At 70.5% G+C, this 14,567-nt stretch carries 11 protein-coding genes, 1 pseudogene and 2 CRISPR repeat arrays; of the genes and pseudogenes, 5 read left to right on the top strand and 7 right to left on the bottom strand.

The features are described 5' to 3' along the window. Positions 1-536 precede the first annotated feature (536 nt). Positions 537-1,238: direct repeats of the CRISPR family, unit length 29 nt; unit sequence CGGTGGACCTCCGCGTGCGCGGAGCGGAC. 365 nt (positions 1,239-1,603) lie between these two features. From cas3 to casA, 6 genes are all read right to left on the bottom strand, one after another. Next, the gene (cas3, locus tag ABZ721_RS40175) at positions 1,604-4,342 is read right to left on the bottom strand and encodes a CRISPR-associated helicase Cas3' (RefSeq protein WP_358793793.1); all 2,739 of its coding nucleotides are present in this window, start codon (positions 4,340-4,342) and stop codon (positions 1,604-1,606) included. Positions 4,343-4,417: 75 nt separating this feature from the next. Beyond that, positions 4,418-5,104 carry a type I-E CRISPR-associated protein Cas6/Cse3/CasE gene (gene cas6e / locus ABZ721_RS40170; RefSeq protein WP_358793792.1) on the bottom strand — a complete coding sequence of 229 codons (687 nt, stop codon included), beginning with the start codon at positions 5,102-5,104 and terminating at the stop codon, positions 4,418-4,420. Next, a complete protein-coding gene (cas5e, locus tag ABZ721_RS40165) occupies positions 5,101-5,835 on the bottom strand; it encodes a type I-E CRISPR-associated protein Cas5/CasD (RefSeq protein WP_358793794.1) in 735 nt (244 codons plus the stop codon). Before cas5e ends, cas6e begins: the two co-directional genes overlap by 4 nt. Before the next feature lie 5 nt (positions 5,836-5,840). After that, the gene (gene cas7e / locus ABZ721_RS40160) at positions 5,841-7,100 is read right to left on the bottom strand and encodes a type I-E CRISPR-associated protein Cas7/Cse4/CasC (RefSeq protein WP_358793791.1); all 1,260 of its coding nucleotides are present in this window, start codon (positions 7,098-7,100) and stop codon (positions 5,841-5,843) included. Then, positions 7,097-7,738: a type I-E CRISPR-associated protein Cse2/CasB gene (casB, locus tag ABZ721_RS40155; RefSeq protein WP_358793790.1), complete on the bottom strand. Its 642-nt coding sequence runs from the start codon at positions 7,736-7,738 to the stop codon at positions 7,097-7,099. Before casB ends, cas7e begins: the two co-directional genes overlap by 4 nt. After that, positions 7,738-9,306 carry a type I-E CRISPR-associated protein Cse1/CasA gene (gene casA, locus ABZ721_RS40150; RefSeq protein WP_358793789.1) on the bottom strand — a complete coding sequence of 523 codons (1,569 nt, stop codon included), beginning with the start codon at positions 9,304-9,306 and terminating at the stop codon, positions 7,738-7,740. The genes casB and casA overlap by 1 nt, the downstream gene beginning before the upstream one ends. A 360-nt stretch (positions 9,307-9,666) precedes the next feature. After that, a CRISPR array of direct repeats spans positions 9,667-11,035; the repeat unit is 29 nt; unit sequence GTCCGCTCCGCGCGTGCGGAGGTGCACCG. A gap of 50 nt (positions 11,036-11,085) precedes the next feature. On the opposite strand from casA, the gene ABZ721_RS40145 reads away from it, so the two are divergent. The 5 genes from ABZ721_RS40145 (at position 11,086) to ABZ721_RS40125 (ending at position 13,788) form a co-directional block, all read left to right on the top strand. Continuing rightward, positions 11,086-11,409 (top strand): hypothetical protein, encoded by a 324-nt coding sequence (locus ABZ721_RS40145; RefSeq protein ID WP_358793788.1) that lies wholly within the window; start codon positions 11,086-11,088, stop codon positions 11,407-11,409. Beyond that, entirely contained in the window at positions 11,406-12,290 is an 885-nt protein-coding gene (locus ABZ721_RS40140; RefSeq protein ID WP_358793787.1) for a hypothetical protein, read from the top strand. Before ABZ721_RS40145 ends, ABZ721_RS40140 begins: the two co-directional genes overlap by 4 nt. 155 nt (positions 12,291-12,445) lie before the next feature. Then, on the top strand, positions 12,446-13,006 hold the full coding sequence (locus ABZ721_RS40135; RefSeq protein WP_358793786.1) for a hypothetical protein: 561 nt from the start codon (positions 12,446-12,448) through the stop codon (positions 13,004-13,006). 138 nt (positions 13,007-13,144) lie between these two features. Continuing rightward, positions 13,145-13,405 (top strand): hypothetical protein, encoded by a 261-nt coding sequence (locus ABZ721_RS40130; RefSeq protein WP_358793785.1) that lies wholly within the window; start codon positions 13,145-13,147, stop codon positions 13,403-13,405. Next, positions 13,402-13,788, top strand: a complete 387-nt coding sequence (locus tag ABZ721_RS40125) for a hypothetical protein (protein WP_358793784.1) — start codon at positions 13,402-13,404, stop codon at positions 13,786-13,788. Before ABZ721_RS40130 ends, ABZ721_RS40125 begins: the two co-directional genes overlap by 4 nt. 120 nt (positions 13,789-13,908) lie before the next feature. On the opposite strand, the pseudogene ABZ721_RS40120 reads toward ABZ721_RS40125, so the two are convergent. Then, a pseudogene (locus ABZ721_RS40120) lies at positions 13,909-14,148 on the bottom strand (transposase); the annotation flags it as partial. Between the last annotated feature and the right edge of the window lie 419 nt (positions 14,149-14,567).

The following is a 14,567-nucleotide window of genomic DNA, read 5'->3' as shown; positions in this document are numbered from 1 at the left end:
CGCCCGCCGAATACGAAGCCAACCACTACCGAGCAGCCACGAAACCCCAGGTCACAGCCACAATCTGAAGTCTCTACCGAACCCGGAACGGTTCAATGGCCAGGCCGGTCACGGGTGAACCTCCGCGTGCGCGGAGCGGACTACAACGCCGAGGACCACATCTACGTCGAGCACGGTGGACCCCCGCGTGCGCGGAGCGGACTGGACGCGCGGCGTGTCGAGGAACATGGACATCGGTGGACTCCGCGCGCGGAGCGGACTTGACCGCCACCGTGGTGGCCTTGCTGGACCTCGGTGGACCTCCGCGTGCGCGGAGCGGACCCGATGGCCAAGTTGATCGGGGGCTTGAGGCCCGGTGGACCTCCGCGTGTGCGGAGCGGACTCGAGCGCGGCCTTGTCGAAATAGTCAACGCCTGGTGGACCTCCGCGTGCGCGGTGCGGACGAGCTGGCCGCGCAGGCGCAGAACTCTGCGATCGGTGTACTTCTGCGTGTGCAGAGCGGACGTCAATTTGACCGCACCGAACTTCAGGAAGTCCGGCGTACCTCCGCGTGCGCGCGAAGCGGACTGGTTGGCGAGCGCTGCCTGCCCCGTCGCCTGCGGTGGGCCTCCGCATGCGCGGAGCGGACCACAACGTCTGAGGATTCGCGGCCGGTACTCCCGGTGGACCTCCGCATGCGCGGAGCGAACTCGTGCGTCCCCGCCCTCGTGCTCGGGCACATCGGTGGACCTCCGCATGCGCGGAGCGAACAAGCCGAACTCCAGGCGCATGCCCTGCGGCTTCGGTGGACCTCCGCGTGCGCGGAGCGGACGACGCCAGGGTGACCAGCAGGGGACCGGCCGCCGGTGGACCTCCGCGTGCGCGGAGCGGACACCGCCGCGCCGCCGCGCTTGGCCGTTCCCTTCGGTGGACCTCCGCGTGCGCGGAGCGGACGACACCAACCGCCACAACCAGACGGCGAAGACCGGTGGACCTCCGCGTGCGCGGAGCGGACAAGCCGAAGAAGCCGAGCATGCGCAGCGATGTCGGTGGACCTCCGCGTGCGCGGAGCGGACGGCGAGGACGTACCCGATGGGCTCGGCGTCACCGGTGGACCTCCGCGTGCGCGGAGCGGACGGCCCGCCGAGGACCGGGTAGGCGGTCCAGCGCGGTGGACCTCCGCGTGCGCGGAGCGGACTTGTAGAGGTGGCCGTTGTTGTCGGAGCAGGGCGGTGGACCTCCGCGTGCGCGGAGCGGACACCCTTTTTGACCTGCGGTATCGGGCGGGCTTTGCGATTACTTTATCAAGGCGCGGGCTTCGCGGCCGGTACTCCCGGTGGACCTCCGCGTGCGCGGAGCGGACGGTGCAGGTATGGCTTGTCATACGGCGGCACCGGTGGACCTCCGCGCGCAAAGCGGTCTGCGTCGGCGTCGACTGCGGCACCGTCAACCCCGGTGTACCTTCACGTGCGCGGAGCGGTCGAGCTGCCCAATCTCCAGGCGCTGGCCGACCGCGGTGTACCTCCACGTGCGCGGAGCGGTCTTTTTGACCTGCGGCGTTGATCAGGCTTTGCGATTCCTTTGTCAAGGTGCGATGGCTTGGTGCCTGGGGTGGCGGGCCTTGCTAGTGGCGCATGAGGCCGTTCTCGGGGTCGAGGTGGATGGTGCGTTTTCCTGCGTGATATGGGGCGATGTGGTCGTCGGTAGTGGTGTGGGGAAGCAGGATCACGTCGCGGAGGGCTGGGACTTTGGTCCAGGTGGTGGGTGGGTTGGTGTTGGGGGTGCGGCCTTGGAGCCATTGGCTGTTGATGGGGATCGTGGCGTTCATGAGGCGGCGGATGGTGGACACGTCGTCGGGGGCGATGTGGTGAGGAAGGGCGGTTTGGGGGGTGTGGTGGGTGGGGTGGAGCCAGTGGTGGCCGTCTGAGGTCATGTAGGTGGGGAGGATGCGGATGCCGTCGGCGCCGAGACGGGTGGCGATGAGGTCGGGGTGTTGGTCGGTATTGGTCAGGGGGTGCAGGTCGCGGGTGGTGGCGGGTGGGGGAATAGCAGTGAGGTCGGCGATGGAGGCGCGGGCCATGTCGTCGGCGATGCGGGCCATGTCGTCGGTTCCGGCGAATTCCGGGCCGTAGACGTCGTCGACGCAGCGTTGAACGTCGTGGGGTACCTGCAGGGGTGTGGCGGCGAGGGTGTGGAGAAGGTCGCGGGTGCGGCGCAGCAGTGAGGCGGAGTAGACCTCGCCCCAGTGTTTGGGGGGCAGGGTGCCGGTCGGGATGAGGACGGCGAGGCGTGGTTGGCCGGTGGGGGCCCAGGTGGGGCGGTCGGTGCGGGGGTGGCGGTGGCCGCGGCCGGCGCGTTGCAGGAGCAGGGCGAGGGGTGCGAGGTCGCTGATGACGAGGTCGAAGTCGACGTCGAGGGATTGTTCGGCGACTTGGGTGGCGATGACGACGAAGGGTCGGGTGGGGCGTTGTCCGCGGGGGCCGGTCCAGCGTTGGAGGCGGCGGGTGATGGCTTGGCGTTGGCGGGCGGGCATGCGGGCGTGCAGGATCCGCACCAGCGGGCTGGCGTCCTGATGCTGCCAGGCGGCTGCCAGGAGGTCGTGGGTGGTTTGGGCGTCGGCGACGGTGTTGCAGACGATCAGTGCGCAGCCGGTGTGGGTGGTGGCGAGGGGGGTCAGGAGGTTGAGGATGGTGTGCGGGCGGCCTGCGGGTTGGTTGGGGTGGTGGGTGTGGGTGACGGGGTGGCTTTCGATGGTGAGGGAATGGGCGCGGTTGGAGTGCAGCGGTGGGGAGGTGGTGATGGTTCCGGTGGTGTGGTCGATGTGGGTCCAGCCGGGGTAGTTGGGGGTCAGGGGTGGGGTGTTGGTATGGCCGGCGCCGGTGCGGTAGGCGTGGACGAGGGCGGCGGCGGTGGTTCCGGTGACGGTGGCGGAGAGCAGGATGACGGGGGCGCCGAGGGCGCCGAGCCATTGCAGGAGGCGCAGGGTGAGGGCGTGGCCGTGGGCGTCGTAGGCGTGGACTTCGTCGATGATGACGGTTTTGCCGGATAGGCCCAGCCAGCGCATGGCGAGGTGGCGGTGGGGGAGGGCGGCGAGGGCTGCTTGGTCCCAGGTGCCGACGGCGATGCCGGCCAGGAGGCCGCGGTAGCGGCCGCGGAGCCATTCGGCGACGGTGTCGGGGTCGCAGGTGGTGGTGTGGAGGTCGTCGGGGGTGTAGGCGGCGTCGAGCCATGCCAGGGAGTGGAGCAGGGTGACGGGGGGTGGGGTGTGGCAGTTGGTGCGGGTGTGGTCGCGGACGCGCTGCCACATCGCGTCGGTGGTCGCCATGGTGGGGAGCAGGAACGCCAGCCCGTTGGTGCCGGCGGCCGGCCCCATGAGGCGCTCGCTGAACAGTGCCGCCTCCGTCTTGCCCTCGCCGGGCGGTGCGGTGATCAGGAGCAGTCCCGGGCCGCGGACCAGCCCAGGCAGGTGCTCAGCCAGGGAGGTCTGCAGGGGGTGCGGGGGATAGGCGCTCAGGTGCGGGAACATGCCTTCGAAGCTGGTCAGGGTTCGCCAGTGGGGGGTGACGAGTTGGGCGTCGCGGAGTGCTTGGCGGGCGGCGCGGCGGGCGCGGTGGACGTGGGCGGTCCAGGTGTGGGTGCCGTCGGTGTCCCAGGAGCGTTGGCGGGCGCGTACCCAGTCGAGTTGGGAGACGAGCCAGTCCGCGAGGGTGATCAGTCCGGTGGTGATGACGGCGGCCGGGGCCGGCGCGACCTGGTTGGGGAAGGCGGGGGTGCCGAAGGTGGCCTCGGCCAGGGCGAGGAGCGCTTCGCGGTCGCGGTCCCAGGCGTCGTCGCCTAGGGCCGGGACGGCGGTCAGCGGGCAGGTCAGTTCGTTACCCTGGTGGGACAGGGCGGTGCCGTAGGTGCCGTGGTGGCCGCTGAGGATCTGGCCGAGTTGGTGCGCGACCGCTTTCGTCGGGCGCCCGGTCAGGGACAGGCCGTAGCGGCGGTGCAGGAGTTCGGGCAGGGCCAGGTGCACGGCCCGCTGATGGCTCAGCCGGCCGGCCGCAGGGTCGGCGGGCGGGTAGCCGGGCTGCCCGGTGACCTGGTCCGCGGCCGGGGCGCAGGCCTGGAATCCCGGGGTGATCTTTCCGAGGTCGTGGAGGGCGGCCAGGAACATCACCAGTCGGCGGGCGGCCCGTTGCGGCAGGCCCCAGCCGGAGGCGATGGTGTGGCGCTGGCGTGCGGTGAGGTAGTGGTCCCACACGGCGCCCGCCATGACGCCGGCGTCGAGGCTGTGGCACCCGGCCGGGTAGGGGTGGTCCAGTCCCCGGGCCTTGGCCCACAACGCCGGGCCCAGCGGGGGGTCGAACGGTGCGGCCACGACGGTGCGCTCCTGGAGGTGTGGGTCCGCCCCGGGCAGGACGACCGGGGCGGTGACGGTGCTGTGGGTTGTGGGTTAGGGGCGGTGGGGGGCGATCGACAGCAGTCCGAGGCCGTAGGCGCGGCCTTGGCCGATGCCGGTGGTGATGGCGGTGCGCAGGGCGTCGGGGTCGGTGACGGTGGCGACGCCTTCGAAGCGGATGGCGCGCAGCCGCAGGCGTTTGTTCGGTTTGCCGTGGCCGTCCTGGCCGCGGTCGCCATCGATCGGAGGTTGCGGGATGTCCAGGGCGGAGGCGATGTCGAGTCCCGCTGTGGCGGCGCGGGTGTGCCACCAGGCGACGGCGTCCTCACCGGCAAGGGGGACCCTGGTTCCGCGCTGCCCGGGGACGTGGATGCTTTTGATGGGGTTGGCGTCGATCCGGTAGCGGACGACGCGGCCGGTGGTGATCCAGGCGAGCAGGGGGGTCAGGTCGCGGTAGTGGATGTCGCCGTCGGTGTACCCGTCAGGCAGGGCGTTGCGGTTGATGGGCAGCGTCGACTGGATCAGTAAGGTGGCGCCGTCGCGGTCGCGTTCCAGTCGGTAGAGGGTGTTCGTGGCGGCGCGGGGGGCGGGGCCGAGGGCGTCGGGGAACAGGGACTGGATGCGGTGGTGGAGTTTCGTGGCGTCGGTCAGGTCGGCGTAGACGGCGGTGTGCCGGCGGGTGGTCTGCAGGCGCAACTGCGCGAGGTGCACGGTGGCGGGGGCGGCTGGGGCGGTGGTCATCGGGGGGTGACCTCTCGGTGGGCGGTGAGGGCGTTGATCCATCGGGTGCCGCGTCCGGCGTCCGGGGCGTCGGGCAGCACGCGCTGCCGCTCCCAGACCGGGCGGCGGCTGAAGGTGCGGTGGCCGGTGGGGATGTCGTGGATCTCCGTATCGGACGGGGCGTCGGGCTCGGGCGGGGTGTCGTACACGAACGTGCACGGGGGGCGGGGGCCGTGGCGGGTGGGCGTCCGGTGCACCGGGAGCCGGTCGAGTTCCGCGACCGGGTCGGGCACGTCGCCGAACAGCAGTACGGGGGTGTCCGGTGGGCAGGAGCGCCGGCCCAGGTACAGGGCGAACACGGGGTGGGCCAGGGCGTCGGCGCAGGTGGTGAGGGTGGTGGTGGGCCCGGTGACGGCGACGGTGAACGCGGCGTCGGCCAGGTACCAGCGCTCGGTGAGGATGGTGCCCTCGCCCAGCTTCTTGAACGTGCCGTCGGCGGTGGGCGGGGTGCGGTGGCGCGGGTAGCCGCCGCCGATGGTGTGGAAGTCCGCCTCGCGCCGGCCGGGCCGGTCGACCCGGACGGTGTAGCGCAGCTGGGCCAGGTCGGTGTTGGCCGCGTTGCGGGGGCGGCCCAGGGCGCAGGCGAGCAGACCGGTCAGACCGGAGCGGGTGGGCCACCGGTGGGTGGTGCGCACGGTGAACTCGGCCGGGCCGCCCCAGGACTGCAGCGGCCCGGACAGGTGCAGCAGCATTCCGCTCACGCCTGCTCCTTGGCCAGGGTGTCCAGTACCCGGGTGACTACGGCGTCCAGGCTGTCCACCCGGTCGCCCAGCGCGGGCAGTTCGGTGTCGGTCAGGCCGCTGTAGAAGTGGTCGGCGCGCCCGTCGGTGCCCAGGAAGCGGTGGTGGGCGGCGGCGTGCGCGTCCAGAGCCCGCAGGGAAGCGGGCAGATAGCCATCGGTGCTGGTGGGGATGGCCGTCTCGTAGGCGCCGACCAGGCTGACCGGGCGGTCGGTGCGCACGGTGACGTAGACCAGGTGCGGCACGGTGAACGGGGCGGTGCCCGAGGACTTGGCGGGCAGCACCGCGGTGACGAAGGCGCGCAGGAACGCGGAGGTCACCTCCCGGGCGGTGTCGAGGTCGCCGTCGAGGGTGTCCTGCAGTTCGGACACGTTCAGCGAGGCGTACTTGTAGAACGTGGCCGACGTGTAACGGTTGTCGCCCATGTGCCCGGCCCCGCTCTCGACGCCGGCGTCTTCTTGCAGGTCGTCGACGGCGGAGAAGAAGTCGGTCTGGGTGGTGGTGGCGTGGGTGCTCAGGCTGTGGGCCATCTGGACGGCGCCGGCGACAGTGGAGTCCCCCTCGTTGGCGAGCATCCTCCCGAACGCGGCGACCGAGGCGTTGCGGCTCTGCAGCACGGCCAGCACCTCCTTCTTCGGCACGGCATCCGCTGCGTGCTTAGCCAGCGGACTGCCTTCGCCCAGCGCCGCGTCCTCGGCGTCGGCCTCCGGTACGAGGTCCTGCTCGGCGGCGGGCTTGCGCGCAGACTTCTTCACGGCCTTCGCCTCCTTCGCGGCAAAGGCCGCCGCCTCGCGGGTGATGGCCTCGCGGTGGGTGTCCGCGAGGTCCGCGAGGACGTCCAGCGCCTCGTGGGGCAGGAACAGCAGGGCGTTGGTGCCGTCGGTGTCCGCGATACCCAACCCCTTGACCCCGGCCGCCAGGATCAGCATCTGCCCCGCCACCAACGCCAGGTCGGTGCTCCAGCCGCGGTCCTGCAGGCGGCCGGCGACGGCCTGGGGGACGCCGCGGGTGCGGACCGCCCGGATGCCGAGGGCCTTTTCGACCGCGACGCGGGCGTGCCGCTTGCCGTTCTGCGACGAGGTCCGGGCCCGCGTCACCCCGCCATACGTGGCGATCTTCGGAGAGTTCTGCCGGTCCCGGTTCAGGTTCGAGTACGGGTAGGACTGCACCAGGTGGATGTCGAGGTACAGGCGGCGGCGAAGCGTGCGGGTGCTCACTGGGAGATCTCCTCGATAGCGGGGGTGGTGGTGGGGGTGTAGAAGGCGCGGGCCCATTCGATGCGGACGTCCTCGGCCCACCGGGGCCAGCGCGTCAGATCCCGCAGCAGCACCGGCCACTGCACCGGCACCTGCTGCGACCGCAGCAGCGACACCGCCGCCGGCAGATCCCGGTACAGGCCGTCCAGGTCCAACTGCGCCACGTAGGACAGGTTGCTGGCCGCCGTCTCCGGTCGCATCGCCCCGATCGCAGCGGCGCGGGCGTAGGACCAGCCCAGGTTGCGGCGGCCGTCGACCGGTCGCGCCGGCACCGCCGTGCGCTGTGTGCTGGTGCGCGGGTTGGGTGCGTCGTGCACCGCATACAGGGCGGCGATCAGCAGGTAGGGGTATTCCGCGGCGCGGGTCTCGGGCACCCCGGGGAAGGAGCCGGCGGCCTCGGGGAATCCACCGGCGGGCAGCAGGTGCATGTACAGCTGCCAGGGAGAGGCCAGTTGCTCGGCGAGACCCTGGCGGAGCGCCGCCCGACCGGCCGGGGTGGAGCAGGTTGTCCGCACGGTCCGCAGATAGTGCTCATACGGTTTGAGGTGCGGCAGTGTGCTGGGATGGGCGGGCGGCGGGGGCGGGGTGTCGGGGGCCATCAGGCGGCCTTCTTCCTGCGGGGATGGGTGAGGGCGGCGCGGGCCTTGGCGATCGGCAGCAGCCCGTGTGCGGTGGTGGCGGCCGGGCGGGTGTGGGAGTCGAAGAGCTCCAGCGCCAGCGCCGTGAACCTCGGCGGTGGCGTGTCATCGGTGGTGATGGCGTTCCAGAACAGGGGTTCGGCTCGGTCCCAGAACTCGGACGTGGCGGGGTCCGGCCACGGGCATTCCTTGTCCCCGGGAGCCATCTGCCGCCAGGCCGACCGCAACGCCTTGGCCAAGCCCGCTGCTGCCAGCTCCGCCGACAACCGGGTGGCCGCCACCCGCGCCGCGCGGGCAGGATGACGAGACGGCAGGTAAGGGGCGAGACTGGCCGGGGTGGTGACCGCGTACCAGTGCGTCTCCCGGTCCTGTTTCTCCTGATGACAACCCAGCGCCCGCACCCGCACCGTCGACAACCCGGCCAGCACCTCAGCGGGCAGATCGGCGAACACCGCCAGCCACCCCGGAAGGATCACACCCTTCCATCCCGCCGACGCCGGATCCTTCGCATGGATGAACCCGTCGAAATCCCGCAACAGCGCCCGTCGGTAGCTCGCCCTGACCGGCCCCCCTTTGACCCGGTCAATGACGAACGGATCCCGCGCGGCCGGCAGATCCGACCGCGCACCCCACGCCACCCAGCACCCCACCACCTGCTCACCAGACACATCCGGCGCCAGCAGCACATGGTGCGTGGTCCGGGCCGACAACAACGACACCGGCCCGCACACCGGCGCCGGCACCAACGGATCCTCCAGCACGTCGGCCTCCCACGGCGCGAGATCCACCCCCGCAGCAGGCGCCGCCAACGGCGGCGGACACGACAACACCAACGACGTGAACAACGACTCGCCCACCGGGTGATACGACATCAACGACCGCATCGGCGCGGCCTTCATGTTCTTGGAATCCACCGCCCCGTGGGTCCGCTGCGCACCAGTCCCCGACGGGCCGTACCCACGCCATGCCAGCAGCCAGCCCAGCGCCCCGACAGAGGCGATGGGATCCGTCTGAGGGGCTCGATCGACCCACGGCTGGTTCGCACCCGACGCCCGTGGCATCACCAACCGCGCAGGAGGGGCCTGCCGCGAACACTCCGCCGCCAGACGAGGATCCTGCAGAAAAGGGCGCTGAGGATCGAAAAGATCGAACCGATGCCCCCACGCGTCGAAGTACGCATGTACCGCCTCCGCCTCGAACCGCCCAGCACCTAGGAGGCCATCCAGACGGTCATCCCACGCATCACGCTCGACAAGATCCAACCCGCCCACCCGCACAGCCAGAGCAGCCAACAACCGCCGCACCATCGACTCCACCGCCGGGCTCACCACCTCCACATCCGCAATCAGATGCGCCGCCAACAGCGCCCCACGCAGCCCCACCGCACCCGTCGCCCCGGGCCGTCCACCAGGAACAAGCCGCGCAAGTTCCTCCGCGTCAGCATCCTGCCGAAACAACACCGCGAGACACGGCTGCTCCGCCACATTCCAAACAGGCAAAATCACTCCCTCACCGGTCGAAAGATTCAATCAATGGCTAATGTTTAAAGCCTGATTGACTGACCGTTAGTTGATGTGAAGAGGGACTCTAGCCAGACAAAACGTGAGCTCACAACCCGGGCCTTTGGTACCTTCTGGATTGTCAGAGGGGGCCACTAAGCTCCTTGTGGGCGCGCTCGCGGGGCGCCTGCAGGGGAGAGCGCGACCAGAGAATCCAGATGGGCTCAAATGGGACTTATTGTCGGTTAGTGAATGGCGAACCGGTATGAAAAATACGCCAGGATGACGACCGGTTCGAGCGAAAAGGAGAGACGCGGCCAGCGAGCCGCACGGCGATTGCTTTTTGATAAAGAAACAGCAAAGCCGTTCGGTCTTTGCAGGTCAGGAAGGGTCCGCTCCGCGCGTGCGGAGGTGCACCGGCCGACCTGGTCGGCGGCCTGGTCCCCACCGCGTCCGCTCCGCGCGTGCGGAGGTGCACCGTCCGACCGCCCGGCCACGTCGCCCACTCACCGGTCCGCTCCGCGCGTGCGGAGGTGCACCGGCAGCGGCCGCCGACTACCACCAGACGCGGCAGTCCGCTCCGCGCGTGCGGAGGTGCACCGTCCGGCAGGGATACCGGGAAGCGGGCCTCTCCGTCCGCTCCGCGCGTGCGGAGGTGCACCGGTCAGGGGGTCCTCGGTGACGGAGTTCCCGAAGTCCGCTCCGCGCGTGCGGAGGCGCACCGGCAGCAGTCCGGGCGGACCGGCAGCGTCAGGCGTCCGCTCCGCGCGTGCGGAGGTGCACCGTTCTACATCAAGGGCCCCGGCTACCTGCGCCCGTCCGCTCCGCGCGTGCGGAGGTGCACCGCTCACGAAGCGCAACGGCTACAAACGGCTGTCGTCCGCTCCGCGCGTGCGGAGGTGCACCGCACCGAGTCAGCGACACCATCGACGCGAGGGTGTCCGCTCCGCGCGTGCGGAGGTGCACCGCCCATGGCGCGACCGACATGGGAAATGCTGTCGTCCGCTCCGCGCGTGCGGAGGCGCACCATGGTTCTGTCCGAACTGCACCCGCTACGCGGTGTCCGCTCCGCGCGTGCGGAGGTGCACCGGCGCGTCGCCTAGCTCGCGGACCTCCGTCGACGTCCGCTCCGCGCGTGCGGAGGTGCACCGGACCCGGGGGAGCCGCAGCGGAACCTGCGGGTGTCCGCTCCGCGCGGGCGGAGGTGCACCGATGTGCTCGACCCGCCGCATCGAATCCACGGCGTCCGCTCCGCGCGTGCGGAGGTGCACCGCCCCTGAGGGGGCGACTCGCGGAGACCAGGGCGTCCGCTCCGCGCGTGCGGAGGTGCACCGTCCGCGAGGTAGTGCGCGTAGGCGTCGGGGTTGTCCGCTCCGCGCGTGCGGAGGTGCACCGGCGGGCAGGCCACCTTCGACTCCGAGTGTTACGTCCGCTCCGCGCGTGCGGAGGTCCACCGAAGCCAATCCAGCGCGCGGACAACGAGCCGCCGTCTGCTCCACGCGTGCGGAGGTCCACCGAAGTGGGTGCAGCGCAGCCACCTCACACCCGCGCCCGCTCCGCGCGTGCGGAGGCCCACCCGCGGCGGGAACTGCTACGAACAGAACTCGCTCGTCCGCTCCGCGCGAGCGGAGGTGAGTCGCGCAGATGGGGGCGCAGGGCGGCAACGGCACCGTCCTCTCTGCGCGAGCGGAGGTAAGCCGATCTACAACTTCCTGACCGTGCGCACGCCCACGTCCTCTCCGCGCGCGGAGGTGAGCCGCCGTAGCCGGCCGGGGCCTCGCCGTCCGCGGCGGCCTGACCACCACACCAATGGTGTTCGTCAAAGCGGAGCAAGCTCACCCGGAACTGGCGGCCGCCGCGTTCTCCACCGTCGCCCAGCAGGAAGCCGGCGACCCTGCCGACCGCCTGCGGCAGATCGCCGAATCCCTCCAGGTCTTCCACGGCATCAGCCGCCTGCCCGATCACCAGATGGACATCACCATCCTGCAGTACACCTGCGGCATGAGCGTCGCCACCGCGGCCGCCGTCCTGGGCGTCCCGTATGCCTCAGCGTCTTCCGACTCCCGCCACGCCGCGCGCACTTTGGACGCGCTCCTCGACCTCCACGACCGCCCGGGAGAGACATCCTCATGAGCTTGATCCACGAACTCCTCGAACGCACCCTGTTGCTGAAGGAGGCCAGCGCCCCCAGCGATGTCGTCCCCTACCAACACGATTCCGCCCCCGGCGACGGGGCCGCCCCCCAGGTGTGGCCAGCGGCGGACCCCTTCCCCCGCGACCCAGACGAAGACGACGCCGCCTACGACCTGCAGACCCTCTGCGAGACGCTGGTCACCCAGACCGCTGCCGTCTCCCTGAGCGGCTTCCTCACCGAGCATCTCCCGCAACCCAGCGGCGCCCGGATCCTGGGCTGCATCCTGCACCTGGCCGACGCCGAGGACGGTGCCCGCTTCTGGTGGCAGTACGCCGCCGGCGCAGAGGACGACGCCGCCTCGTACTGCCTGTACCTGCACCACCTCGCCCTGGGGGAGACCCATACCGCCGACTGGTGGCGTCAGCAGACCCGCGCCGACATCCAGCCCGCCCCCGAAACCGTCAACCTTCCCGGAACCACCGGGCGGGCCGCCACCGTCGACACCAGCCTCCCCACCGTGCTGCGCACCCTCAGCCGGCTCCTCAACGCAGCCAGCCGACCTCGCACTGAGGTCGTCACCGCCGTGATGGAGTACGTCCCCAACGCCCTCGCCGACGGCTATGCCGAGAACCCCGACTTCGAGATCCCCCTGCCCGGCCCACACTTCGCCGAACACATCACCGCCATCCTGGCCGCGACCGCCCGCCCCCACACCATCGCTTCCTTCGCCAAGAAGACGCGCAAACTGGGGCTGCGACGGCGCACTCCGCACAGCCGCGCCAACCTGCCCCGACCCGAGGACGCGGCGCGCGGCAGCCATGAGCCGAACACCCTCCCGAAGGTGGCGACCCACCCCCGCCAAAGCGCCGCCCGGCCCTGAGCGGCCTCTCGAGCACGACCTTCCTGATTCCTGTGCCCAGGCCCAGAGGACTGTGGCAGCGTGCTGTTCAGCGCAAAGGGTCGGAGACGCGCGTAGGGGTGCCGGGGGTGACCGAAGCAGGTCCTCCTGTGTCAACGACCAAACATGGTGGACCAATGGACGACAGCCGCGTGCGGTCGGAACCGACCAAGACTGGCATGCAGAACGAGACGATGATGGCTGAGCCGATCGAACCAGCCGATCGCGCGCGCCTGTTGGAGCTGACCGAGTGGATGGGCATGGACGAGGAATCCAGGGAATTACGCGCCGAGATCAGCCAGCACGAGTGCGTCGAGCGCGTGACGCGCATCTGCCGGCTTGCCGGGCTCCCGCTGAGCCAAGACGGCGGCCCCGGCCTCGTGATTACTCCGGTCCGTGACCCCGATCCGGTCATTCAAGCCTACCTCGGCACCGGCGTGACCGTGTGGTGGCAGGTTCCCCCCGAGCTGGATCGGGCCAGCGATGAGGCAAGGTCCGGTGACGCAGCGGACCAGCTGTCGAGAGCCATCACGTTCGGCATGCAGACCCTGCTCGCCGACGTCCTGGAGACCGGCGGTTGCCGCACGGTGCGCGACTCCCTCCAAGGCGACCTGGTGGTGCGCCAGGTGACCCCTCCGGCCCATACCGACACGTTGTACCAGACCCCTCCCGCCTCGAAGCAGCCCTCCGTCGGCTAGGCGTGGCCCCAGGTACCCGTCGCGGACCACCGCAGCCGCCGATGTCACCGTCCGGTTTCCACCTGATCGAGTCAGTCGCCCAGAACTCCTGCCGCACCCAGGGCGCAGCCTTGCTCTACTGGCGGTAGAGTGCGGCGTATGACGGACGATACGAGCATCAAGGTCTCCAAGGCCGCCCGTGAGCGGTTGAACCGTCTCGCGGCGGAGCGAGGTACGACGATGCGGGAGCTGGTCGAGGAGCTGGCGGCTTCCACGCTGACCGAGGCGGAGCTGGCGGCGCGGGCGGAGCAGGCCCGCCGGTACCTGTCGGCGCGGATGGGGATCAAGGTCGACGACCAGGCGCTCGCCGCCTCGGCACGTTTGCGGGCTGCTATCGAGAGCCGGGCGACGGCCGCGTGATCCCGGCCCTGCTGGACCACACCGCACTCTTGGCGCTGGGCGCCGGCTATCCGGCCTTGTCCGGGTTCGTGGTCGACGCCGCGGCGGGCCGCGCGAGCGTGCAGGTCCCGGCGCTGTGCCTGACGGCCGCCGAAGCCGAGCGCCGCGGGGTGGCCGAACACATCGGCGCCCTGCCGGGGCTCGACATCGAGTCGCTGGACCTGTCGGCCACGATCCCGGTCGGCGCGCTGATCGCCGACGGTGTCGACTGGCGGATCGCCCACGCGGTCCACGCTGCTCGCCCCAGCGCCGACTTTCCCCAGGGCCGCGTCGTGCTGTCCATTCAACCGGAGCTGTATGACGGCACCGGGGTCGATCCCATCGACCCCGGCAAAACCTTCTGAGGCCGGGCAGCTCCCACCGCAGAAGACAGTGCGCTGACAGGGCCGCCCCATGGGCGTCCTTCGACACCATCGCCATCCGAGATGAGCTGGTGACCGTCCAGGCCGCCGCGACGACCGGCGTCATACGGCGTGGAGGACGCGTTTGCGCAGGAGGTCGAAGTTGGCGCGGCCGAACATCTGGCGCTTCAGCATCTTGATCTTGTTGTTGTGGCCCTCGACGGCACCGGAGATGTAGGGCAGGCTCAAGCCGGCGATGACGGCGTCGAGGTCTTGGCCCAGGCCTGCCGTGAAGGTGGGCAGGGGCGGGATCGAGTCGGCCTGTACTTGTGCGATCCAGTCCTTGAGCTGGCCGCCGCGTCGTCCTGGGCGCAGGGGCCCGCCTGGTCAGCTGAGGACTTGCACCTCGCCGACATCGACGGTGAACGTGCTCTGCCGGGTCTCGGTTAACTGCCTGCCGGTCACCGTCCAATCGGTCCTAGGCTGGTCGGGTGTCCGAGGACGCTGGGCAAGCCCAAGATCGGGTGTGCGGGGCTGCGGTAAACGGCTGAGGTTGGAAGCACGGGTCGAGGCAGTGTACGGCTCGGCGGCATGTCGTTCCAGATACCGGTCATTTTCGGTCATTCATTGTGATCTTAGGATATTCGGCGGATTCAACTGGTCGTCGCAACACCTTGATCACGGAGATGCGCGATGGGGTGGGACGAGAAGAAGGTGCCGGAGCTGCCTGCGGGTGCGCGACGGCAGTGGGCGGCGGATCGGGCGATGCGGCCGTCGATGCG

The sequence above is a fragment of the Streptomyces sp. NPDC006733 genome (assembly GCF_040636125.1).
Taxonomy (GTDB): domain Bacteria; phylum Actinomycetota; class Actinomycetes; order Streptomycetales; family Streptomycetaceae; genus Actinacidiphila.
The sequence above is the reverse complement of the archived record's forward strand: the minus strand, read 5'-3'. Positions and strand labels throughout refer to the sequence as shown.

Coding starts and splice junctions, on each gene's coding strand:
- ABZ721_RS40135 (WP_358793786.1), top strand. CDS start 12,446: ATGGACGACAGCCGCGTGCGGTCGGAACCGACCAAGACTGGCATGCAG.
- cas5e (WP_358793794.1), bottom strand. CDS start 5,835: ATGCTGCTGCACCTGTCCGGGCCGCTGCAGTCCTGGGGCGGCCCGGCC.
- casB (WP_358793790.1), bottom strand. CDS start 7,738: ATGGCCCCCGACACCCCGCCCCCGCCGCCCGCCCATCCCAGCACACTG.
- cas6e (WP_358793792.1), bottom strand. CDS start 5,104: ATGACCACCGCCCCAGCCGCCCCCGCCACCGTGCACCTCGCGCAGTTG.
- ABZ721_RS40130 (WP_358793785.1), top strand. CDS start 13,145: ATGACGGACGATACGAGCATCAAGGTCTCCAAGGCCGCCCGTGAGCGG.
- ABZ721_RS40140 (WP_358793787.1), top strand. CDS start 11,406: ATGAGCTTGATCCACGAACTCCTCGAACGCACCCTGTTGCTGAAGGAG.
- ABZ721_RS40145 (WP_358793788.1), top strand. CDS start 11,086: ATGGTGTTCGTCAAAGCGGAGCAAGCTCACCCGGAACTGGCGGCCGCC.